Below are 22,281 nucleotides of genomic sequence, written 5' to 3' on the forward strand. Positions count from 1 at the left end.
TCGTTGCCCGGATAGCTCAGTCGGTAGAGCAGGGGATTGAAAATCCCCGTGTCCTTGGTTCGATTCCGAGTCCGGGCACCACTATTTAGAAAAACCAGCCTTAGGGCTGGTTTTTTGCGTTTGGGGTTCCGGTAGATATCTGGTCGAGATGCCCGCTGATGCCCCTACCCTGCTTCTACCATCCAGCATGAGCATTTCTCTTGAGCAGCTACCAGCCCCTCTGGTCGCTATAGCCCTGTCTGTCAGACTTCAAATCCCCAATCGACACTATATTTCACATGAGTACCTGGCTGACAGATTCATTACTGCATGGCTATATCCGGTCTTTGTCCGGTCTGAAGTCAAACGCGAACCACCAGCACTAACTCTACCCCCAGCTCTCAACAACAATCCCTATATCAAGCCGAACATTTTTCACTCTGATTGATTTAGCTTTAGTCATCTTTTGGGTGTTATGCCTACGATATCAATATGATTCAGAATGACCACAAAATCAGAGCGCAACAATTAATATTGATTTAATACAAAGCCCCATATAAGATGGTTTTACAAGGTGATGGTGTTCCACCTTTCCCAACCGCCGGTGTTTTCAATACCGGATGATGACGCCTGATATACAGTTAAATTAGTCCTATTACGGGCATGTATGTCAGGTATCGCTATGCAAAATAAAACCATATTACCGCTTACCGCAAAATCTCTCTCTTCTCAAAGAGAGAATTCAATCTATGTCTTCGGTCATAAAAATCCTGACAGTGATGCTGTCTGCAGCGCGCTGGTTGTGGCTGACTGGCTTAATTACACAGGTCGTCCTGCAACCCCATGGCGTCTTGGAGAGATCACCCCAGAGACCCAATATATCCTAAACGTCGCAGGTGTTTCACAGCCCGATTTACTCACCGCCGACCTGACTGATAAAACCGTATGGCTGGTTGATTTTACAGATGCGGAGCAAGGGCCCTCTTCGCTGATGGACAGCAACGTCATCGGCATCATTGACCATCATCGTATTGGCACCCTCATTACTCACAATCCACCGGATGTCTGGGTGCGGGCGGTAGGATGCTGCGCAACCGTGATTCTCTCGATCCTTCAGCATGGCATTCCGATGCCGGTGACGGCCGCTCAGGCTGTGCTACTGATGGGGGCGATCCTCAGTGATACCGTTGCGCTGACCAGCCCCACAACCACCATCCAGGATCAGGAAGCCGTAGCTGTTTTGCGGGAAATCGCCGACATCGATTATGGCCAGTTTGTGGCCGGACTGCTGCGTGCCAAAACAGATATAGCCGGGCAATCCGCATTAGCATTACTCAACCGTGACGCCAAAAATTACTGGATCCATGATGTGCCGCTGTTGTTGTCACAAATTGAGGTACGCAACATGGCTGATATCACTCCCCTGTTACCTGCGCTGCTGCAGGAAATAGATAAAACCAGCAAGAACAGTGCGCAGGAAATGGTGATCCTGATGGTGACAGACATCACCAGCCGGAACTCCGTGTTGTTTTTTTCAGACAGCAGCCTGACAGGTTCCCGCCAGGAGTCACTGCCCGGCATGACAAGCCGGAAAAAAGAAATCCTCCCCTGGCTGACCGACCGCATCGCTTCTTATAAGAGGTGATTTATGCAAATTTATCGGCATGCATTGTTACTTGTAGAAAATGAAACTGACGGCCTGCTGTTGCTTGAGCAGGCAGAAGGTCTGGCAAAAGAGATGGGGACCCGTATTACTGTCGGCCATCTCAGCGCTGACTACCGAGAGCTGGATTACACCAGTGATTCATTAATCAAAGATCGTCAATCCCAAGACGTTATTGATGCAAAAGCAATGCTGAGCCGCCTGGTGGAGTCCAGCAGTGTTGATATCGAAGTCAGGTCCATCGTCAGCATTCATCGTTTCCGTGACGTCGAAGCCGTTGTGCAGCACGAAGATATCGACCTGGTCATGCTGGGGCATAAAAATCACCTGTTCGGTTTTTTTTCCTCCTTTTCTTTTGAATTCATCAATCACCTTTCTGTTGATGTTCTGATTAAACATATTCCAACCCCTTAAAAGAAGGTCAAACTTATGAATTTTGAAATTGAACGTATTGTCGCAAGAGAGATTCTGGATTCCCGTGGCAACCCAACCGTAGAGGTTGAAGTGACGTCTGTGGGTGGCTGTATGGCACGGGCCTCCGTTCCTTCCGGTGCCAGCACCGGCTCCCGTGAAGCCATCGAGCATCGCGATGGTGACAAGACCCGTTTTGGCGGTAAAGGCGTCCAGGATGCGGTCCGCTGTATCAATACCGAAATTAACGATGCTCTGCAGGGCTACGATGTACGCCGCCAGAAGGAAATTGACAACTGCCTGATCGCCCTTGACGGCACAGAAAACAAAGGCCGCCTGGGCGCCAATGCGATCCTTGGCGTGTCGCTGGCAGTATCCCGCCTGGCGGCTCAACTCTCCTCGACCCCGCTCTACCGCTATCTGGGTGGCGTCGGCGCGAATCTGCTGCCAGTTCCCTGTATGAATATCATTAACGGCGGGGTTCATGCTCGCTGGCAAGGTGCAGATTTTCAGGAGTTTATGATTGCACCGTGGGGGGCGTCTTCCATACGTGAAGCTATTCGCTGGGGTAGCGAGGTTTACCAGGCCCTGCGTCAGGTTCTGCTGGAAAAAGGTTTATCCACCGGTGTGGGCGATGAAGGAGGATTTGCACCGGCTGTTTCCTCAAATCGCCAGCCGCTGGAGCTTATCGTGGAAGCAATTAACAAGGCGGGATACCGCCCGGGCGAAGATATCGTTATTTGTATGGATCCGGCTTCCAGTGAATTCTACACCGATGGAAAATATATCCTGCGTACCGAAAATGCCCGGCTCAGCGCCGACGAAATGACCCGCTACTATGAGCAATTGGTGAATGATTTCCCGATTGTCCTGATTGAAGATGGCCTGGCGGAAGACGACTGGGCTGGCTGGCAGATCCTGCACCGCGCGCTCGGCGATAAAGTTGAGCTGGTTGGGGATGATATCTTTGTGACCAACGTGAAATATATCCAGCGAGGTATCGATGAAAACCTGGCCAATGCCGCATTGATAAAACTGAACCAGATAGGCACCCTGAGTGAAACTATTGAAGCTGTCCAGTTGTGTCAGGATAACAACTGGGGAACCTTTATTTCGCACCGGAGCGGAGAAACTGTGGACAGCTTCATTGCGGATATGACTGTCGGCCTGCGAGCCGGTCATCTGAAAACCGGCGCCCCCAGCCGCGGGGAACGCATTGAGAAATACAATCAACTGATGCGTATTGAAGATGAATTAGGTGACGCCGCTATCTTTGCCGGTAAAACCGCCTTCAAAAAACGCTGATTCCGTCATCCTTCCCGTATGCTCAGATACGGGAAGGGCTAAGGTGGTCCTGCGAACTGAAAAATACTCATACTATCAACAGCAATGGGAATCCTGGCAACATGTCTGGTATTCCCGATCGCTGATGTCTTTTTTAACGTACTGCCGGATGATACCAGTGCCGTTGTAATTGCTCTGTTCATCGGAAGCCGCCCCCATCCCCTGATACGTCACCTCCTTGACCGGGAGCCAGATAAATTCGGGGAATCATTACCAACAAATGAATGGGTCCAGGTCCTTCAGGTTCAGTCGCTGTGGGTAACAGGCAAATAACAGTTTATGGGAAAAACTATTTTACTCCGTCATGGCAAAAATCAATGGAGTCAGCAAAATCGTTTTACCGGATGAGCCGGGATTGCAAAAGTAATAGACCGTGTAAATTTGGAAAGAAGATCATCGTAAGCAGGCTGGTCAAATACGACCAGTGGTATATTCCTGTTGATGGCCCGGTAAAGGATGCTTATCCCGGACCATCAGGACAAATGCCCGACAGACTGACAATCAGCTAACTCGGGATCAGGCCTTGTTTGCACTGACGTCGAGTTTCAGAACGAAACTCTTTGATTTGACTTTATCGATATTCGTAATCATCTTAGGACTAGAACCTGACATGTCATACAGCATTCCCGATATGCTTCCTGCTTCATCTTTATTGAAAATTGTCTCGACCCCATCTCCGGTTTTCGCTTTGGACCACTCGTGTGCTTTACCGCCTCCAGTCGGTGCCCATATCAGTATCATAGCTTCGTCGGATGACTGCCCTGTCCCGTCAGGCATGGTATAACCCACTGCATAAGGGTTTACGTTACCACCGGGGAAAGTTGTATACGTCTGTCCTTTCGCAGTAGCCACAACCGCCTGAGGACCATTTGTGTAGTTACCAACGCCGCCGGTTCCCAGATTAACTACTCCAGCAATGTCCACACTCACAATATCGCTGGGGGTTACCGTAAAGGAGAAAGCGATCGGTTTATTAACTACCCATAATACTGACTGTTCTCCACCTTTGACTTGGTTCCAGGTAACTGCAGACGAGGTCGCGGCGCTCGAAATACCGCTCATCAGACCTGCTGACAGAAGTGCAACGACCATGACTGTTTTTTGTATTTTCATCTCTGTTTTCCTTACGTTGTATGCTTACTGTTTTCTACGTTATTTGACGGGATGAACGCGCTGACTATTGCCAGCCCTCGCACGCCCGTCACGTGCCTTATTCCTGGCGCAGATCGCCTTTTACTTGGATCACATACGTGTCCGCAGGAATCGTCTGATCAACAGACGAAACCAGTATGAAGCTGGCCTGCTTGTCGCTGCCTGGGTACACCCATCGCTGCTCCGGACTGATATCTCCGGCGTACCACCCGTCACCCGACAGGCACACGCGCACGACATGAGCTCTCTTTGTCTTTCCCGTCAGCCGGTAACATCCCGGTCGGTCGCCGTCCGTTTCATTATCCAGCCACAGCGCATACCCGCTGTGCGTGACACTACTGCGGATTTCTCCCCGCCCCAGTACTGTCCCTGCCCGCACCGGGCCAGCCACGGTATGACGGGTCATCTGCAGTACCACTCTTACCGTTTCAGCGCGAACTGGCAGCATCGCCAGCAGCAGCGCGGTCAGTAACCCCCAGGCGACCAGTTGGCCTGTCGCGAATCTCATTTCTGCCCTCCCGTTATTGCCTTTTGGTCACTCTCTCGACATACCGCCTTTAGCCGGTACACTCCGCCACCACCCGGTTTTTCTGGTAACTGATACAATGCCTCACAGGCATGTGTTCCCATGCTCGCTGTTAGTCTCCCTGATGGCGGTAATCCACTCATGTACACTGTCCCGCCGTCACCCGTGATACCGCTCTCTACTGTCGCTGTCCCCGCCAGGGAAACCAATGCACCAAATGGCACCGCCATTCCGTCAGTTCGGGTCAGTGTTATCAGTGCGCGGGCGCCTATCCGTGGATCAAAATGCGCTCGAATCACCGCCCCACGGGTCGGCACCACCTTCACATCCGTCTGTCCCACCTCCGCATCTTCCGGCAACGTCGACACGTCCAGACTGACTGTATTTATCTGGTACGGCGCAAGGGTGTTCTCTGTGGTGTAACCGAAGAGGTCTGTCTGCACGCCAGGCATATAGCCAACCGATACCCCGGCGACTCCTGGGATTTCTATTAACCCGGTCGTGTCTCCAGGCGTCTGCCCCAGCGTGATACCGTGGCGGTGTATCAACATTCCGCCGTCTAGCTCTGCACTCATGTAACGCTGGCTGCGACTGTAGCTGTAACTTCCCGAGACACTGCCGTATCCACCTGTCCAACCCGCACTGAGGCCCCGGACCGCATCTTGCGTGCGCTCCCCACCAGAGTACATCTGCTGGCTCAGACCCCAGTTCAGACGACTGTCATATCCGCTCCCGCTGATACCCACCGAATGGATCACTTGTCCATCTCCGGAACGGACCTGATAATTCGCCGAAGGCGACCCTCCCAGCCAATGTGATAACGGCACGCTCATTGACAGCGCCATCATCTTCTCCCTCCGGTTACGGGTACTCACATAGTTGACGCTCAGATTCATGCTGATGTACCGCCAGCTGTAGCTATAGCCATACCCGGTATTCAACGTGTCCTCATGTTCCCCGTCCTGCCATTGTGTTCGACTTCCAGACGCATATATTGTCCCTAGTTCGCCCAACGTCTGGCTAACTTGCATGGTGGTTGCATAACGCCGCCCCTGAAGGTCACGCGGGGAAAAGTGCTGTGGCGTCCACCCAAAATCGTCATCAAACGGCGACAGGTCCCCCCGGGTATCGTCCATCACTTCTGAAAGCGTGTGATATCGACCGGTCGGATACCACTCACTGCTAGCCGACAGACCTGTTCCTGTGGCCTCCAGATATTTGTTGTAACGCACCCGTATTGCAGTTCCCTCTTCACGCCGTCCGTCACGGAATCGTCCCCGGGTGGCTGTGATATCTGCAGATACCGCGCCCAGATAACTCAGCATCAGCCCCGCGCCAAGGGATGCGGACTGGTACCGTTCTCCGCCTAGCATCCCGCCATACAAGGTTACGTTCGACGGCAGGCCATACATCAGCGTCGCCAGGCCCAGAGATGAACGCCCGCTATCTCCTCCCGCCGTTTCTGCTGAGGAGCGGTATTGACCCGCCATCACGCTGTATTTCATATAGCCAGCACGCAGCGCCACTGGTGGTACGGTATAGGGCACAGTGAACCGCTGCGTCGGCCCCTGGGATTCCACCACTGTGACCTGCAAGTCACCACTGCCCATCATTCCGGGCAAGTCTGTGACGGCAAATGGCCCAGCAGCAACATGTCGGCTGTACAACAGATACCCGTTTTGGCGAATCTCCAACTGCGCCGGACTCCGGGCTATCCCGCGCACGGCTGGCGCAAACTCTCGCAGGGCACTCGGTATCATCGCCTCATCCGTTGCGAGCATCACGCCGCGAAACGGCACACTGTCAAACACATCCGACGGGGTAGCGCTTTCTCCCAGCGTCAGTCGACTCTTCAACCGAATTATTCCTCTCTCTACGTAGCTCTGCTGCCGCTCCCAGCGTCCAGGGCTTTGCCCGTTTCGCTGCCAGTTGAGGATGTTCCGTAGCCGCCAGGGGCCCAGGTTGGCTCCGGGGGTCAGCCGCAAATAAGCCGAATCCATATGGCTGCCTGCGCCCGTGGTCTGCTGTGACCGGTTGACGCTAACCTGGTAACCGCTCATCAGCGCAGGAATACCGTCGTCCCACATCGACTCCGGGGCGATCCCGTCAAAACGGGGTCGTAGGGCTGCCTGCGGAACGCTGATAATCAGTTGCTGGCGGAAAAAAGCGAACGTCATACTGCCCTGTGGGATAGCGTTTATTCGTGCACACTGCACGCCACCTTCTTCTCCTCCTCCTGTCGCCAGACCTGGATATTTCTCCGTGCGAATGCCATACCGCGATAACTGTTCCACCGTCAGACAGGGTTGCAGGGAACGCTTTCCGTCAGGCTCGCGCTGAAGATGAAAGGCCAGGTTCCGACGATCTACTGTCTCTTCGCCAAGCACGATATTGACCGGATAGATGCCGGGCATCTGTGCCCCCTCTTCAAACAAAGAGAGGTCAACCATTGAGTTACCACCGTCCAGCATCGACGGATCAAAGGTATACGGTACTGCAAGGAGCTGACCGGACCAGATACCTGACAGAGATAGCGCCACCACACAGGACAGACGGAAATGCAGCATGTCCGGAACTCCTGTCAGTTAATGGCGGCATCATAAGTTGGTCCCTGACCACCGTTGTCAGTGATAATCTGCCATTGCACCCGTTTCACTCTGGCCACTCCGGCCGGCACGCTGAACGTTTGCGCGCCGTAAGGGGAGATATAGTGCGGCTGTAACACTTCTGCGCCGTTTAATTTCAGTGAAATCAGGTTGATATAAAAAGGACTGTCATTCCGGGCGCGGATCTGATTACCCACACGTTGCCATTTCAAACCACCGGCCACATCTAGCGGTGTGGCATGCAGGCTAGCTGGTCGGGTTAGTAACTTAATGCAATTGTTCAGCGAAACCTGAATTCCCACCGCGGGCATGGTTGGTTCGCCAGCTTTCTTATTCTCCTTCAACCAGGCATCACCGCCTGACGGTGGAATGGCCTTAACACACAACCACTGCAGGCTCTCCCGGTCAGACGGAAACTCCCCACCCGTACGTACAATGCGCAGGCGACCTCGCTGATTACCGTCAAGGCGGAACAACGGCGGTGTCACCACAAAGGGAGCACTTTCTTTCTGGTTTTCATCAAGTGTTCTGGACTGGACTAGCATCGGGTAATCCTGACTGTTCTCTATCCACAACTCAGCCCCGCGGCTATCCGGGTCGTATATCACCCGTGTCGCTCCCAGCGTCACCTTATAATCACGGATTTGGGGTTTTATCCTGACAGCTTGTCCCTCAATAGGCAGAGCTGCCCGAGCGTCTCCGAAAAAAGGATTTGACCAAAAGACCATAACGGCCAGCCCTAAATAGGCGGTAAAGATCCCCCGGTTGGTCAAGGCAACCGGGCGTAAAGACAGTGAACTGCAACGGGAAAACACCCTTATGCTCATGCGATAAATATCCTCGTAAATACGCTGCCAACGGCCTGCTGTCTGAAAAAAGGCTGCACAAATCCCTTTCGCGACGCGGCGCGAAAAAAGGGAATGAAATTACATAAACTCAGCCGGAAATATTCTGGCCGAGCGAAGGCTCAGAAAACACCTGATGCCAGTTTCAAGGGGTAGACCCGCCCCTGAGGATGATCCGGTACGGACTGTTCCTGCATATCCGGGAAGCCCGCATCATTCAGTCCAGCAGTACTGAGTTCCATCAGTGTCAGGTGGCTGGCTGGATTACGGGTAACGGGTGTCAACATTGCTGTCGGCATAACACGCCCAGGCATCCCCAGCTTGTCCAGCGCATGGCGTACGCGTTGACGTACAGCAGAGGTTGTCACACCGTAATGGCGTGCAATCTCACCCAGACCCATTCCACACATCGCCTGTTTCAGGGATAACCACTCCGCTTCGCTAAGTGAGGTCAACGGACTGTCTACTGGCTCTGCGCCTCCGGTGACATAGGCATTCAATGTCAGAGCAATATGAGGGAAACTGCTGGCAGCATTCACAATCTCGCAGCCTAATATCCGGGCAAACCAGCGACGTCCCTCATCAGCCGGATCCATAAGGGCGGCAAACAATACAGGTGGCGGCTGACGACGACGCAGGGCCATCATTCGGTGCAAAGTCAACTCCGTCAGTGGTTCCTGCAGATGTAGGAAAATAAGGTCATCGTGCGTAAAGCGGTTTGTCAGTCGGTAATAGTAGTCGGTGTATTTCACCGTAAGCCCCGGAAAGAGTCGTTGCAGGTCCTGCGCGAAACTCCGCCGGTACTGATGACGGGAGGTATCCATAGGCCGTCGGTCCCCTTTTTATGTAAATAAAAGTCCTTTCCGCGCCGGGGGCGGAAAAAGCAATAAACTCCGTTGAGGTTGTTAATACCCAGTATAGAGATCTGCCAAATCAATTTAAAACAGATCTATGATCTACATTTCTTTCATATTCAGCAGAAAATAAAATAAATTCTCAATATTGATACGAATGTCAGATCTATGATCTATGAAACAATATGAAATCAGATGATAAGATCGATAATACAAATATGACAAAATAATCACCAATTAACAAAAAAGTGACTTAAATCACAAAACATTTTCGTTGCCCTAATCGGCATAAAAATATACTGGTAATTAAGGTGGTTAAATATAAGATGGACTGAGGGAGTGGTTTAGAAGGAAGATGAATTGAAATGGTGATTATTTTAAAAAGATTCTCAGGGCTCTTCTTATATATGGCATTGAAACAAAATGACACAAATTGCGAGAAAAGTTATGCGGACACTTGGCGTAAATTGAGATAATCTGCTGCATGCAATACAAGCAAATCTATAGTTCCCATTATAATTATCTTACTTTTTTATCCGGCTCCCGTGCCGGATTTTTTTTGCTTGAAATACATCTGGAAGGTATTTTTTCAGTCCTGGCGGCCCACAATATATGGAGGGGGTATTATATTCTGCTAGCTGATACGAATATTCCTATGAAAAAAATAGCGATGATGTCGTCATTATGGCTTGTTTAACTATCCACCATATTAATTAAATCAATAGCATAAAAATATTTTTGTGGTTGTTGAGAGGCCAGTGATAAAGCCTCTCAATGAATATACGGAAACTAATGATATCAACCGTCTGGTTAAGACTATCAAGGGGGGAATAATAAACATCAACATTTATACTCATCTCATAAAAATAAGATGAATAAATTTTTAAAATACTACAAAAAAGCTATGAAAGATAAATTTCACATCATTGACCAAAGCAAACAATAAATTTATTATACAAGAATACATCACAGGATAATAAATCTTATCTAGCCCTTGTGGAAAGATGGTGTGTATTTAACCCAAAAGTCTTTTCCATGAAGGACACTTTTTTTGTAAACTCTATAACCTAACGAAAATGCCCATAATGCTGCTGTTTCAGAATCATCAAATGATTTCATAATTGAGTGTTCTATTAGAACACTGGCTTTGTCATTATCTTCTACAATATATGCTGTTTTGATCATATTCCGACACCTCTACACAGTATTGATTTTCTACAACCTGACGCTACCACTAAAGCAGGTATTGGAACAAGGAATATTAATATTCCACCATTTATAAAACAAATGATATAATTAATATCATTCCGGAGTTATCATTAGATGATTTTTTATGAAGTTAAGAATATCAAGTGTTTGGTGAGGAATATGAATATCAAAATATATCGTTCAACAAACCATGAGATCCACTATTTGATGTCATACATAGGTGGTTGTATGGAAGTTATGAGCTTCATATATCTATATAAAGCTTTGATAGGGTTTATGACATCAAACATGGTTTTTGGAATAACTTCACTCGTAAAATTTAACTTTGACTTTGAATCTGTTTATCATATTTTAATTATTGTTATATGGGTTTTGATAAGTGCGATCCATCAAGTTATCGAATATAAATACATCAGCAAAATAAAAAGTCAGTGGCATGTTTATGCTATAAGCCTTACGTTAAATTGTTTTTTGATGATTACATTCATACTTCTGGGAAATTATATGATTGTAAATAATTTATTTTTAAGTCATCCGACTATTAACGTAATGCCATTAGTTACAATTGGCCTTGTCTTTATGTACATTCAAAATTTCATCATTAAAAACGGTGGTACCAAATTTCCAACATCAACTTCTGTTGTGACATCAGTTTACATACTAATGATAACGAAATTATGTCAATCTCTTCTGATAAATAAAAGCAAAGAAAAAACAAATTTAAAATTTGAAAGTTTACATTACTTCCTGGTAATCTTACATTTTTTTATTGGTGCTTTTATTACTGCAATATTGAATAAATATATTGGTTTTTATGCTCTCGTAGTTCCATTAGTGATATTAATTGCGTTTTGCGTTAAAATCTGGTCGTTACATATATCCCAATCTTCATGATATCGCAGTAGTGAGCATTATTGTGATGAAGTAAAGTGGGAATGCTATATCACTGTGTAAGTTGCAAAGGGTAAGAATATATGAGAGTGACTCTGAAGTGCCTGGTGGCAGTTTACATCGCGCAATTATTTACTGGGGAAGAGTTACCTTTATGCTCAGAAGACAAACCTGAGAGTCGGAATGATTGCATATATGCATAATATGGTTGTTAACACATTAATATAACAGCAGCCAGTGCATACATGAGTATTCACTGGCCGCCGAAACAGAAGCATCTATAAAATATTCAGGGAACCTTATTACCTTTCTAAACAAAAACAAACTCAATTCATCCTAATATTATCAACCTATAGGATATGTTATCTAATCCCAAAATGAATAACGCCTATCCATTTTAATATCAGGAGCGATGACTGGCTGTTTATTTTAAATAATAGCAAACTCATAATATGAGAAGCTATAATGATTATATTATAACAGAAAACAATGATAACTATTTGATTCGTGTAAATATAAGGGTGTAGGGATTTTTATTTTCATCGAGCCATATAATTTCCGAACTATCACCAACAAACATTTCTGCATATATTGCGCGTGAGCGTAAATAAGAAATATTTTTTCCCAAGAATTTAGAAAAAGTACTGAGACTACTAAAAGATATCACATTACCCGTAGGTTCAATAACTTTAAGAGAATAGGCTCTTTGCCTCATTGCTCCAAGTATTGAAGGATTAAATGGAGAAAAGGTTCTATATCCACTGATTGTTAATGGCATACTATACCCTCTAGAAAATGATTTCCAACATCAATTTAAAATTGACATTGTATTTATTAATGCTCTAGGTCTATATTACCATTCATATTTACTATGGCTGCGCGAATCAGAGTATGCACGGGATCTTTTGTCGACCTTTCATGCCACATAAGATTATACGCATAAGATGATGTTGCATTATTTAATTTGATCTCTCGGTATTCTCCTTCTTTCAGTAATTCTTCACCTGTCGTTCTGAGTGTAACTAAGATTACATCGTCGTCCGTTAGTTGCGAAATCCATTGTCTAAAGTTATTTGTCACCGTCATAAGAATATTTAACGTATTTTTATTTATTCCATTTTTCTCAATAAAACTATTGAATAAATAGGGGCTAATGTTGTATACCAGAAGTGGTGCAGAGCATATTTTTTCAAGATCGATTTCACTCGCATACAGGCTGTTATTTTTCTTACATAGAAAAATCAATTCCGAGAAACCAAGAATGTTAGAGTGAAAACCTGCTGGTATATCATGAAAGAAATGACAGACGGCAACATCTATCTTTCCTTGTTTCAAATTCTCAAGAATTTCTTTAGAACCAGAGATATAGGGTGGGTAGAAGTTCAGTGAAATATCAGTATAGTTTGTTCTAATCTTTTGCAATAACGTAGGAGCTTCGTACAAATTAAACCAATGTGGTAAAATTATATTATATGATTTTTTAACTCCATTCTTTAATTGCTCTAAGATTGACTGGTTTGCATAGATAGTATTTTTTACAAGTGAGCACAATACTTCACCCACTGGCGTCAATGTGTAAACGTTATTTGATTTAATATATAATAAATCATTGAATTCCTTTCTCATCTCCATTAATAACTTACTCATTGATGGCTGACTTATACCAAGTGCAAACGCAGCAAAGCTGACACTCTGCTCATCAAAAAGCGTCGCTAGCGCCACCATCCCTTGGTATGAGTTGTTAAACATTGAACGATAATAAGTATTATTCATATTAACCTTGTATTACATCTGATTCAATCTATCGAGCTACACGAAGTCCGCCTCTGACTCCATTCTTACTAAATAATACTTGCCACAACTGAATTTCTCTGGCTCTAAATGCACCAGCACAAGAACAAAGATAATAATGGAACATCCTTAAAAATCTTTCATCATAATCTTTTTTGTTATACTCCCAGTTATCAAGAAAATTTTTGTCCCATGCCATCAATGTCATATCATAGTCTGCACCGAAATTATGCCAGTCTTCCATTATAAAACGTCCTTCGGTACATGATACGATTTCTTGTATGGAAGGCAGACGTCCATTAGGAAAAATGTAGCGATTTATCCATGGATCTACCCCACCTCCAGACTGATTGCTACCAATGCAATGTAATAAAAATAATCCATCATCTGTTAAGATGTCATGCATTTTTTTGAAAAATATATCATAGTTTTTCAATCCAACATGCTCAAACATACCTACAGATACAATCCTGTCGAACTTTCCTTGTAACTCCCGATAATCGGTGAGTTCTATCACGACATCTAATCCATCACATCTGTCTTCAGCGAGTTTCTTTTGTTCGTCCGAAATCGTTATTCCTGTTACAGAAACATTATATTTCTTAGCTATAAATGAAGCTAACCCGCCCCACCCACAACCAACATCTAAAACCTTCATCCCTGGTTTTAACATTAATTTATCACAAATTAACGATAACTTTTTAACCTGTGCTTGTTCGAGATTATAAGCATCTTTCCAATATGCACAAGAATATTGCATCCATGGGTCAAGCATCGATTCGAAGAGATTATTGCCAAGATTATAATGTACTCTGGCTACTTTTCGGGAACGTGAAATAGACTGTAAATTAATTATCCTGGAAACAACATAATAAATCGCATCATGGAAGTTCCCCGTAACTTTGCTATCGATTCGCTTGTTTAATAATTTATAAAAAAATGAGTCAAGATACTCGCAGTCCCACCATCCATCCATGTAGGATTCGCCTAATCCCATTGAACCTTCTTTTAAAACACGTTTAAAAAACTGGGGGTTATGGACTTTTATATCGCCAGGTTTATCGCCATTTATAATGATGTCACATTGATATAACAATGAGTCTACAATTTTACGGCTGCGGGTAATATTGGTTAATTTTGTGCTGCTCATTACATCTCCTTAAAATACAGTAAAGAATGTTATGCAACTGACCTCACAAAAATCAACGAATATAAATATTCCAATACGGAATACTTCCGCTTTGAGTATCGAAAAATATGCTTATCGTTTTCTCGTTTGCTTAAAAAATAACAACATATTATTTGTTCAATGACAGAATATCTCAAAGACTAAAATCGACATGCTAATGCTTTATTTAGCATAATAATTTTAAATTGCGATAAAACCTGAAACATAAGAAAACATTTTTTCATTTGTAAGATTACTTAAAAATATTATTATCAGCGCACGCTGTTAGTCTGACCTGTGTATCATCCGTCGCCCTCGCCGGGCATACGGGTTCACGATAATGCCAAGACTACGGGTTAACGTCACACCATATCAGCCGCACTAATAATGAACCTGTGGCGGCAAACGCAGCGAAAGTGTTATACCAACTTGTATCGCATCAAAATCAAGCGGCGCCAGGCACAGTTTTATCCAGATAGACCACTTGCAGTGGCAAAATGGTGCCGCGTTCAAAAAGCTTGTTCAGTTTAATCAGCAGGCGATTTTGTCCAGCACGAAGGGACTGCATGGCCTGCATTTTCTGAAACTGTTTTCGGGTAAAAGGCATAAATCCGGCATGCTCAGTGTGATGGATGCAGCTGTCTGTGAATAGTGGTACAACAGTCTGGAAAAAGACGATATACCATCAGTCAGTGAAGAGAATATCCTGAGCACGTTTGAGCAACTGCATCAGAGCAAAGGTGAGGTATTTGAACGTGGCGTAATCAATGTCTTCAGGGGGAAGCTGGAACTACGGGACCAATAACCCCTGTGAAAATAATTGTCAGCGGGTTGATCAAATTGGACAGGTGGGGTTTTGGTCTTAACCAGTGCTGGTGCTCACTACGAGTCCGTAAACGGTCAGCCACCAGAAATAATTAAAATGGACGTAAAAACATCCGTTCAACCGTTAAATTTTGATGCTATGCAAACGAGGCCTTATTAGGGTGTTTTTATTTTATGAAACAAAATCCCTCCATGATTACCACTGTGATTGCACATCAAAGTCTATTACTAGTCAGGATTTCAACATTATTATAAACACATTAATAATATTGAAGTTTAACGCGCAGTTATCAAATTTCAATTTTGCGTATGTAATCGTTCTATATCGTCACATCTGGCTACTTCCCGCGTTCTTTCAATTTATAAAAAAATGCTGTAATCCATCTTCATAGCCAGACTACGTAGATATATTGAAAGAATATTTTGGTTAAGATGAAAGATAACACTTATATTAATAGAGCAAAATTTAAATTTAGAATGAGGACGACCAAATACAATCCCACTCCGTACAGTAATTTAACAAAATGAACATCAAGAGATTATGATATATTAAATAAAATTAACCAAAAACATATTGACGAAAGCTATAACCCAAGCGATAAACGGATAAAATCATTGCCCCCTAAAAATATTATTAAAAGGATTGATGATATGATCAGGAAAATCATCGCTAAGATTGCCAAAAGAAATAATAGCTATAATTACAACAAATCCTCCAACATCATCGAAGCTGAGACCTCGCTCGCTGAACAAAAAACAGAAAATTATAGTAAAATTATCTGCCATCATTTCACTTCTGGCATATCGACACTGAACCTGATAAGAACCTCGTTAATTTCAACTTATGAACAATTAAATACAGAAAAAGATAAAATAATCGAATTAAACGAGCAGAATAATAAAGCCATGCATTCTCTTGAATCACTCGTGATTGAGTTCAACGAGGCAGGCAAAGAATCATCAGAAATTAAAAAACAAATGACTCATCTAAAGTCATCACTGGTTGAAATTAATGATGCAATTAAAGACATACAAAAAATTGCCAATCATACAAACTTAATTGCAATAAATTCAGCGATTGAAGCCGCTCGAGTAGGTGAGGCAGGAAGAGGATTCAGCGTTATCTCTAAAGAAGTTAGACAATTGGCTGAAAATGTCAAAACATGCACTAACCATATATTTTTGCAAACAGAAACTCTCCAGAACAATGGATCCACGGTTGATATATCTATCGAAGCGCAATTAGCAATAATCACAAGAATAACTGAACATATAAACGAAGTTGTTTGCTCTATTAAAGGTGTAATTGAAAAGTCAGCCGCAATGAAATCTATTATTGATTACATATCAAATTTACTATTTTTAAGTATCATTAAAATGGACCATGTTATATGGAAAATAGATCTATATAAAAAACTTACAGAGAATAAATTAGATGAAGCGTTGACATCATACAGTCAATGCAGACTGGGGAAATGGTATTACGGCGATAACGGAAAATGTTACGCACATTTGCCCGGATATAAAAACCTCGAGGAACCTCATCAAATGTTACATAACTCCGGCGTTCTGGCAGTCGAGTATTCTGTTTCGGGCGATCACGAGCATATGTCCCTGGCATTAAAAAGAATGGAACTGGCCAGTGATGAGGTGATGAATCAGCTTGAGATTCTTGGCAGTGAAATATTCAGGGAGATTGTAAAATTTACGCCCAGTGATAATCCCTGACGAAATTTCTCGGTTGAATGCTCATATCAAGCAAGTATGCAAAGAACTGCATAGCTCAGGACTTGATGGATACTGCCCCAACCTTCTGAATCGCCGGGAATCTTTCTCATGCCATCAGCCAGAATCAGTGAAAGCGCTGATTCTTTTAATGATATTTAGATAGCTGATTTCCAGTGCTATCTCCCTCGGATAGCATCTTGTTTCAGCAGCGCATAGCGATTAAGAAGCTGATTAAGCCGCATATCGAGCTGCTGATACAACGTAGGTGATACACTCCCCTGCAGGCTTAATTCCTCATCGATTTGACGTAATAACTCTTCTGTAGGCGGTGCCTGGTCAAGCTGGCGGCGAATAGTGAAAATGGCTGATTTCAGCTCAGACCCCGTCAGATATTTCCCTTTGCGCTCGTCGAGTGCATTTAGCTGAGCGGTTAACGCTTCCAGTCCCTGCTGGGCTTGATGCCAGTTTTGCAGTGCGCTTTCCGGCAACGCTTCCGTGGTTAACTGTTTTTGTAATCTGCTTGTGAATTCCGTAGTCTGCGATTCTTCCGGCCACAGGGTGGCTAACTGCTGTGCTAATGATGCAGCATATTCCCTCGACCACAGAGGTGACTGGCGGGATATAACATCCAATTGCCCTTGCGCAGCGGCGAAAAATTCCTGTTTCCGCTCTCCCAAATCTGAGGATTGCTTCAATGTGGACAATTGTTCAGGCGTCAACACCTGCGGCAATGGCTTGATCAGCGCGTATTCGTCAGATCGCATATGCGTAATACCAAGATAAGCGCCTGAACTCACTAGCGCAGTCACCATAACTCCGATGACAAACCCCAGCCACATCCGTCGGGTTCCGTGATCGGTTTGAGTAGCAAAAACCGCTGTGCTTGATTGCCCGGACGACGCGGGTTCATTCACCACAAAGATCAGCTGGGGCAAAGCGATCTCAGCGTTATTGGTTGAGCCAGAAGCCGGAATCATCAAAACGGCTGAGCCCGAATCCGCTTCTGACTTCTCCAGGCGTAAAGCTGCGTTATGCATCCAGGTAACGACGACCTCCAGTTTACTCAGCGCTTTCAGTTCAAGCCGTTGCAGCACTTCGCAGGCATGTTTTAAACGCTGTTCAACCCGATACACCACGGATAAATCAGCATAGGATAGCGTTAACGTACGCAATTCTTGCTGTAAACGGGCTGACAGCCATGTCAGGATTTCAACGCGGGCATGGGTTTGCTGCGGCCATATTGCACTCCAGTGATGCGTCAGTAATGCCTCCAGAAGCTCGGCGCCTTCGGCAAGTCCCAGCAGCCCGGCATTACGCATTCTACTGACGGTATACCAGGCCAGGGTTTGCAATTCGACGCCGTTATGGCGAAACAACGTCAGGCTTAACTGTTCAATCTTTTGCCAGTCAACGTCCGGGCGCGCGGGATGAGTCAGTTTGCTGATTTCATCGCGTAGCTGCCCGAACTCCGTGAAAGCACGCGGGTCGCCACCGGTGCTGATGCGATTCTTCTCCATATCAGTACGCTCCTGTTTCAAGCCAACCCTGTTTTTTCAGGTGGCGTATGAGCACCCGCCCCTCGGGGGTAAAATCAGTGCCATAACGAACAACGCCAAGGTCCTGCAGTTCGGCATCGATGGAGTAGCGTAAATGCCCTGGCGTTTCCTGATCCTGCATTGTGACCTGAATACCTTTCAGTCGCGGTTCATACTTCAACAAAACCTGAGAAAGCGTACTGATAAGCTGATGTGCCGTTCCCGGCATACCCTGGAGGATTTTGGTCATATCCGGCAGACCGTAGTCGGGTAAATGTTTAAGGCTACCGGCACGCGTATTCAAAATGCGCTGCATATTATCCAAAACGGATAAGATGACCTGCGTGTTTTCACCCACTGTATGCAAAGGCAAACCACCGGAGAAATTACCCAACAAGATGTCATAAAGAGATGGTCGTTTAATCATTACTCGTCCTCCGGCTTCAGGAGAACCAGAGCCTGAGAATTTAATTCAATCACTCGCGCTTTATCAGAATCGAGATCTTCTCGACGTAATACCACGCGCCATGAATCCTCAGACCGATCGGGAGCAATAAACATTCCCGCCACGGCAACATATTGCGTTTCCTTTTCGAGTGGAATATCGACAGTTACGCTTTCACCAGGACGAACCCAAACATCTTTCTGAGCCAGTAAATCCTCTTTTACCACCGTGCTGTCTTGCGCAAATAAAGACTGATAATTCGCTGAGTCAAATGCTTTTCGATCGTTGAGTTGGTAAATACGTACGACTGTTGAAAGCGCTACGCCCTGCGCATTTTTATTAGCGGCTTCTCTGGCGCAAAGATCCAAATGCAGCGTTTTAATTTCCTTATAAAAAATTGACTTCGTTAATGACACCGTGCCTTCAGATACTTTTTGTGTCAGGCCACATCCGGTAATCAGACTGGTCATTGTGGTTATTACGGCAAAATTAATAGCGATAATCGCCAGTCTCATCGGCTTCCCTCCGCTGATCGTGTTGGCTAAGGCTCTGCCAGAGCCCAAGTTTAATCGTTATGAGTTGATTCTTAATTTCCGGGTTATCCAGACGCATAACAGCCGTGCGGCCGAGCTGAACTGCGCGTTCGCTTTTATTACTGGTAAGTTGAGCATCTGGAAGCGCTGAGCGAGGAATACGTAATTGCAGCCTCGCTTTCACTCTGGCACCTAAATAAACGTGCAGGAGCGCGAGAAAATCATGGTAAAGCTGACCGCCGGGTAACCAGTCGCAAACCTCATCAGGAACCTCCGTGGTTAGCGTAATGAGCACCTGACTGTTAATATCTACGGCGCTATGTCCCATCACCGGACGAGAATGAAGGCTAACGGGGTGCCGCGCACTCATTTTTAACGCCTTATCCAGCAGGATTAAGCGTTTATCATGTGACGTCACGGTGATATTTGTTGTTGGCGATAATAAAGACACCAGCGCGGATATTCCTTCTGCCGTACGCGTTGGCATTCTCATTACTCCTAACAGCGCCAAAAAACGCGATAACGGGGCTTGCGTTTGTGTGGCGCATCCAGGAATCCCCAACCCGGTCAATCCCAGTAAATATTGTGAAGTCTCATCTGTACCGCCAGGGCGAAAAGTCGCTGGATAGCTGTATTTACGCCAGATTCGATAAAACTGCGTAATTAAGCGATGGTTAAAAATATCCAGAAATTCAGCGGCGACGTCCGAGCCTTCCTGACGCTGGGCAATATCATCCTGATAGGTTGTCGGCAGCGGCGACTCCACGCCATACAACCCCATAAAAGTGACACTAACCGTTGGTGGCAGTGTGGGTTGTTGCGGATCATATTCTGCACTTTTTAGCTCCCCCGCCGGAAACCCCATCCCCGGATGAGGATGAAAACGAATGGCATCAAAGCGCGGGCTTTGTTGGCTTCCTGGAGCTGGTGATTGCGGATTCCACTGTTCCAGCAGTTGGCAAAAACGAAAAAAATTGGTACGAGGCAGATTTTCGCCAAGGCTATTTAGCAGCCGGGCAGTCGCTGATTGTGATTCTCTTTCCATCGCAAGCTTTTCCCTGCCGGTTGGATAATTAACGTAAGCTGATTAAACAAATGAATATCCGCATACAATGCAAAAAAGCGGTTAAGCATTTCACCAAACAGATGAATATCGCCCTCACCGGTAAATCCGTTCTCATCAAGCGTTATTTCGATGTCCACACCACGGAGTAGAAATCCTTTTTCAAAGCGCTGTATTTCATGCTGCTGAACATCCATGATCGCATCCAGACGACGATAATTCAGCTCATCATCCTGCCAGTTATAGAGAGACAACGTTCCTTTGAGTACTTCTGCGCTGGCCATCATATTCAGAAAGCTGGACCCGAGGTGGCTTAAGACGCGCCAGTGAAAACGATCCTCAGCGGGAGGATAAGCGGGGAGAGTCGGTTTACACAGATTGCGCACGGCAAGCGGCGTCTGGAGGATCTGCTCGCAACGATTAAGCAATGAACTCTGCAAAGCTCGCCTGGGTAGCTGACCGTTTGTGCCGGTCACTTTCAATGAGACGGTTTCATACTCAGCAAGGCGATCCCGCTCCCAGGCGTCACCGCCGAGGATCAGCCAGGTGTCATACAATCCCGAGACGCCGCGCCTGACGCGTGTATGGAAGTAACGTTCAGGCGCATTACGGCGCATCATGCCTCCCTTGTGGCGAAAGCTGGTGAATGGGGCATAGACGGCATTACGCGCCCGCTGCGAACCTGAAACCGCATCCACCGAATAAATTTCCGTGTGACCATCCTGCAATCTGCGCGGGCGCAGCAAATATTCACTTTCCAGTCCATTAACCACCAGCGGATCGGCTTCCAGGGTGAAGAGATTAATAACCGGAACGCAGTGCAGACGTATATTTTCGCTACCCACGGGAAGCTCAGAATTCCACTGTTGAGTCAGTACCGCTTCAATTTCAAAGCAGTCGATACCCGCAGGAAAGGTTATCTTTTCCAGGCCGTTAAGATGGACGAACATAAATTTTTCGCGAAACGTAAAATACTCAAGTAATAATTGCCAGCCGCCAAACGCTGTATCGCCTTTTGGCCATAAACTGTCTTCTCCGGCAAATCCTCCCGGAGAAAAGAAACCCTCCAGTCGAATACGTTCTACGCTTTTGGGGAATCTCAAATAAAGAGAGGCCAGACGCTTTGTCAAAGCAAGGTGCAGCGCGTGGGTCACCGGCGCGTCACCGCTCAGATAAAGGCTGAGACGCGTCAGATCGGTTTGCGACCAGTCCATCTGTGGATTGCACTTTATTCGCATACGGATGACCGAGCGTCCGTCAGGTTCGGCATCGATATTCACCGCCGTAACAGACAGTGGGCTGAGCGTGACGGGCTGGGTAGTACGATACTGACATACCGTTTTTTTAGGACCGACGGGCTGGGACAATACGCCAAACCCCGCATTAATCCGTTCACTCATTTTCAGCACATCAGTATCCGGTAAAAGTTCGACAATGCTTAAGGAGGGAATAGTGCGTAAATAATGTGGCCATAGCAGACTCATCAAGCCTTCGGTAAATTCAGGAAGATGATCGTCTATTTTTGCGCGCAACCGCCCCATCGAAAATGCAAAACCTTCGAACAGCCGCTCCACATAGGGATCGGCGATACCGGCTTTGTCCAGATCCAGCATGGCGGCACGATCCGGATGCGCCTGCGCAAACTCTTTTGCCGCTTCCCTTAAATAACGCATTTCCGCGTCATAATAACGCAGAGTTAAATCTTCCATTTTA

Annotated in this window: 20 protein-coding genes, 1 tRNA gene, 1 pseudogene and 1 riboswitch; of the genes and pseudogenes, 7 read left to right on the top strand and 15 right to left on the bottom strand. The window is 45.9% G+C overall.

Features of this window, described 5'->3' with window-relative positions:
- Positions 1 to 5 precede the first annotated feature (5 nt).
- The 4 genes from ACU8YC_RS15615 (at position 6) to eno (ending at position 3,358) form a co-directional block, all read left to right on the top strand.
- Positions 6 to 81: transfer RNA gene (locus ACU8YC_RS15615), tRNA-Phe, on the top strand.
- Positions 82 to 543: 462 nt separating this feature from the next.
- A riboswitch (Fluoride riboswitch) is annotated at positions 544 to 619 on the top strand.
- Positions 620 to 661: 42 nt separating this feature from the next.
- Positions 662 to 1,624: a DHHA2 domain-containing protein gene (locus tag ACU8YC_RS15620; RefSeq protein WP_446895519.1), complete on the top strand. Its 963-nt coding sequence runs from the start codon at positions 662 to 664 to the stop codon at positions 1,622 to 1,624.
- Positions 1,625 to 1,627: 3 nt separating this feature from the next.
- Entirely contained in the window at positions 1,628 to 2,056 is a 429-nt protein-coding gene (locus ACU8YC_RS15625; protein ID WP_151218364.1) for a universal stress protein, read from the top strand.
- A gap of 15 nt (positions 2,057 to 2,071) precedes the next feature.
- Positions 2,072 to 3,358: a phosphopyruvate hydratase gene (gene eno, locus ACU8YC_RS15630; RefSeq protein WP_151218365.1), complete on the top strand. Its 1,287-nt coding sequence runs from the start codon at positions 2,072 to 2,074 to the stop codon at positions 3,356 to 3,358.
- Between the two features lie 555 nt (positions 3,359 to 3,913).
- Here eno and ACU8YC_RS15635 read toward each other — a convergent pair.
- The 6 genes from ACU8YC_RS15635 to ACU8YC_RS15660 all read right to left on the bottom strand — a co-directional run bounded on the left by ACU8YC_RS15635 (position 3,914) and on the right by ACU8YC_RS15660 (position 10,565).
- The gene (locus tag ACU8YC_RS15635) at positions 3,914 to 4,510 is read right to left on the bottom strand and encodes a hypothetical protein (RefSeq protein ID WP_286543948.1); all 597 of its coding nucleotides are present in this window, start codon (positions 4,508 to 4,510) and stop codon (positions 3,914 to 3,916) included.
- A gap of 97 nt (positions 4,511 to 4,607) precedes the next feature.
- Positions 4,608 to 5,057, bottom strand: a complete 450-nt coding sequence (gene afaD / locus ACU8YC_RS15640; RefSeq protein ID WP_151218367.1) for an AfaD family invasin — start codon at positions 5,055 to 5,057, stop codon at positions 4,608 to 4,610.
- On the bottom strand, positions 5,054 to 7,642 hold the full coding sequence (locus ACU8YC_RS15645; RefSeq protein WP_210905355.1) for a fimbria/pilus outer membrane usher protein: 2,589 nt from the start codon (positions 7,640 to 7,642) through the stop codon (positions 5,054 to 5,056). The genes afaD and ACU8YC_RS15645 overlap by 4 nt, the downstream gene beginning before the upstream one ends.
- A gap of 14 nt (positions 7,643 to 7,656) precedes the next feature.
- On the bottom strand, positions 7,657 to 8,508 hold the full coding sequence (locus tag ACU8YC_RS15650) for a fimbria/pilus periplasmic chaperone (protein WP_446895520.1): 852 nt from the start codon (positions 8,506 to 8,508) through the stop codon (positions 7,657 to 7,659).
- A 140-nt stretch (positions 8,509 to 8,648) separates the two neighbouring features.
- A complete protein-coding gene (locus tag ACU8YC_RS15655) occupies positions 8,649 to 9,350 on the bottom strand; it encodes a helix-turn-helix transcriptional regulator (RefSeq protein WP_151218370.1) in 702 nt (233 codons plus the stop codon).
- Between the two features lie 1,017 nt (positions 9,351 to 10,367).
- Positions 10,368 to 10,565, bottom strand: a complete 198-nt coding sequence (locus ACU8YC_RS15660; protein WP_151218371.1) for a hypothetical protein — start codon at positions 10,563 to 10,565, stop codon at positions 10,368 to 10,370.
- 231 nt (positions 10,566 to 10,796) lie between these two features.
- Between ACU8YC_RS15660 and ACU8YC_RS15665 the strand changes: the two genes are divergently transcribed.
- On the top strand, positions 10,797 to 11,483 hold the full coding sequence (locus ACU8YC_RS15665) for a YoaK family protein (RefSeq protein WP_255588852.1): 687 nt from the start codon (positions 10,797 to 10,799) through the stop codon (positions 11,481 to 11,483).
- Positions 11,484 to 11,976: 493 nt separating this feature from the next.
- Here the strand turns inward: ACU8YC_RS15665 and ACU8YC_RS15670 are convergent, their stop codons facing one another.
- From ACU8YC_RS15670 to ACU8YC_RS15685, 4 genes are all read right to left on the bottom strand, one after another.
- Complete coding sequence (locus ACU8YC_RS15670) at positions 11,977 to 12,258, bottom strand: hypothetical protein (RefSeq protein ID WP_151218372.1); 282 nt, start codon at positions 12,256 to 12,258, stop codon at positions 11,977 to 11,979.
- 56 nt (positions 12,259 to 12,314) lie between these two features.
- Positions 12,315 to 13,253, bottom strand: coding sequence for a LysR family transcriptional regulator (locus tag ACU8YC_RS15675; protein ID WP_151218373.1), 939 nt, complete (start codon positions 13,251 to 13,253; stop codon positions 12,315 to 12,317).
- Positions 13,254 to 13,281: 28 nt separating this feature from the next.
- Positions 13,282 to 14,421: a cyclopropane fatty acyl phospholipid synthase gene (cfa, locus tag ACU8YC_RS15680; protein ID WP_446895521.1), complete on the bottom strand. Its 1,140-nt coding sequence runs from the start codon at positions 14,419 to 14,421 to the stop codon at positions 13,282 to 13,284.
- A 463-nt stretch (positions 14,422 to 14,884) separates the two neighbouring features.
- Positions 14,885 to 15,007 (bottom strand): hypothetical protein, encoded by a 123-nt coding sequence (locus ACU8YC_RS15685; RefSeq protein WP_255588854.1) that lies wholly within the window; start codon positions 15,005 to 15,007, stop codon positions 14,885 to 14,887.
- A 39-nt stretch (positions 15,008 to 15,046) separates the two neighbouring features.
- Here ACU8YC_RS15685 and ACU8YC_RS15690 point away from each other — a divergent pair.
- Both ACU8YC_RS15690 and ACU8YC_RS15695 read left to right on the top strand, forming a co-directional pair.
- Positions 15,047 to 15,315 (top strand): annotated as a pseudogene (locus ACU8YC_RS15690) (DUF4942 domain-containing protein); the annotation flags it as partial.
- 600 nt (positions 15,316 to 15,915) lie between these two features.
- Positions 15,916 to 16,992, top strand: a complete 1,077-nt coding sequence (locus ACU8YC_RS15695) for a methyl-accepting chemotaxis protein (protein WP_187258993.1) — start codon at positions 15,916 to 15,918, stop codon at positions 16,990 to 16,992.
- A 176-nt stretch (positions 16,993 to 17,168) separates the two neighbouring features.
- On the opposite strand, the gene ACU8YC_RS15700 is transcribed toward ACU8YC_RS15695, so the two are convergent.
- Genes ACU8YC_RS15700 through tssF form a run of 5 tightly spaced genes read right to left on the bottom strand, consistent with a single transcriptional unit; the run spans position 17,169 to position 22,277 of the window.
- Positions 17,169 to 18,509: a VasL domain-containing protein gene (locus tag ACU8YC_RS15700; protein ID WP_187258994.1), complete on the bottom strand. Its 1,341-nt coding sequence runs from the start codon at positions 18,507 to 18,509 to the stop codon at positions 17,169 to 17,171.
- A gap of 1 nt (position 18,510) precedes the next feature.
- Positions 18,511 to 18,951 carry a type VI secretion system baseplate subunit TssE gene (gene tssE, locus ACU8YC_RS15705; RefSeq protein WP_187253350.1) on the bottom strand — a complete coding sequence of 147 codons (441 nt, stop codon included), beginning with the start codon at positions 18,949 to 18,951 and terminating at the stop codon, positions 18,511 to 18,513.
- Between the two features lie 2 nt (positions 18,952 to 18,953).
- On the bottom strand, positions 18,954 to 19,487 hold the full coding sequence (gene tssJ, locus ACU8YC_RS15710; protein ID WP_187253231.1) for a type VI secretion system lipoprotein TssJ: 534 nt from the start codon (positions 19,485 to 19,487) through the stop codon (positions 18,954 to 18,956).
- Positions 19,462 to 20,550 carry a type VI secretion system baseplate subunit TssG gene (gene tssG / locus ACU8YC_RS15715; RefSeq protein ID WP_286543959.1) on the bottom strand — a complete coding sequence of 363 codons (1,089 nt, stop codon included), beginning with the start codon at positions 20,548 to 20,550 and terminating at the stop codon, positions 19,462 to 19,464. The genes tssJ and tssG overlap by 26 nt, the downstream gene beginning before the upstream one ends.
- Positions 20,511 to 22,277, bottom strand: a complete 1,767-nt coding sequence (gene tssF, locus ACU8YC_RS15720; RefSeq protein WP_151224329.1) for a type VI secretion system baseplate subunit TssF — start codon at positions 22,275 to 22,277, stop codon at positions 20,511 to 20,513. Before tssF ends, tssG begins: the two co-directional genes overlap by 40 nt.
- Positions 22,278 to 22,281 lie beyond the last annotated feature (4 nt).

This window comes from Citrobacter sp. VF227, from assembly GCF_052950715.1.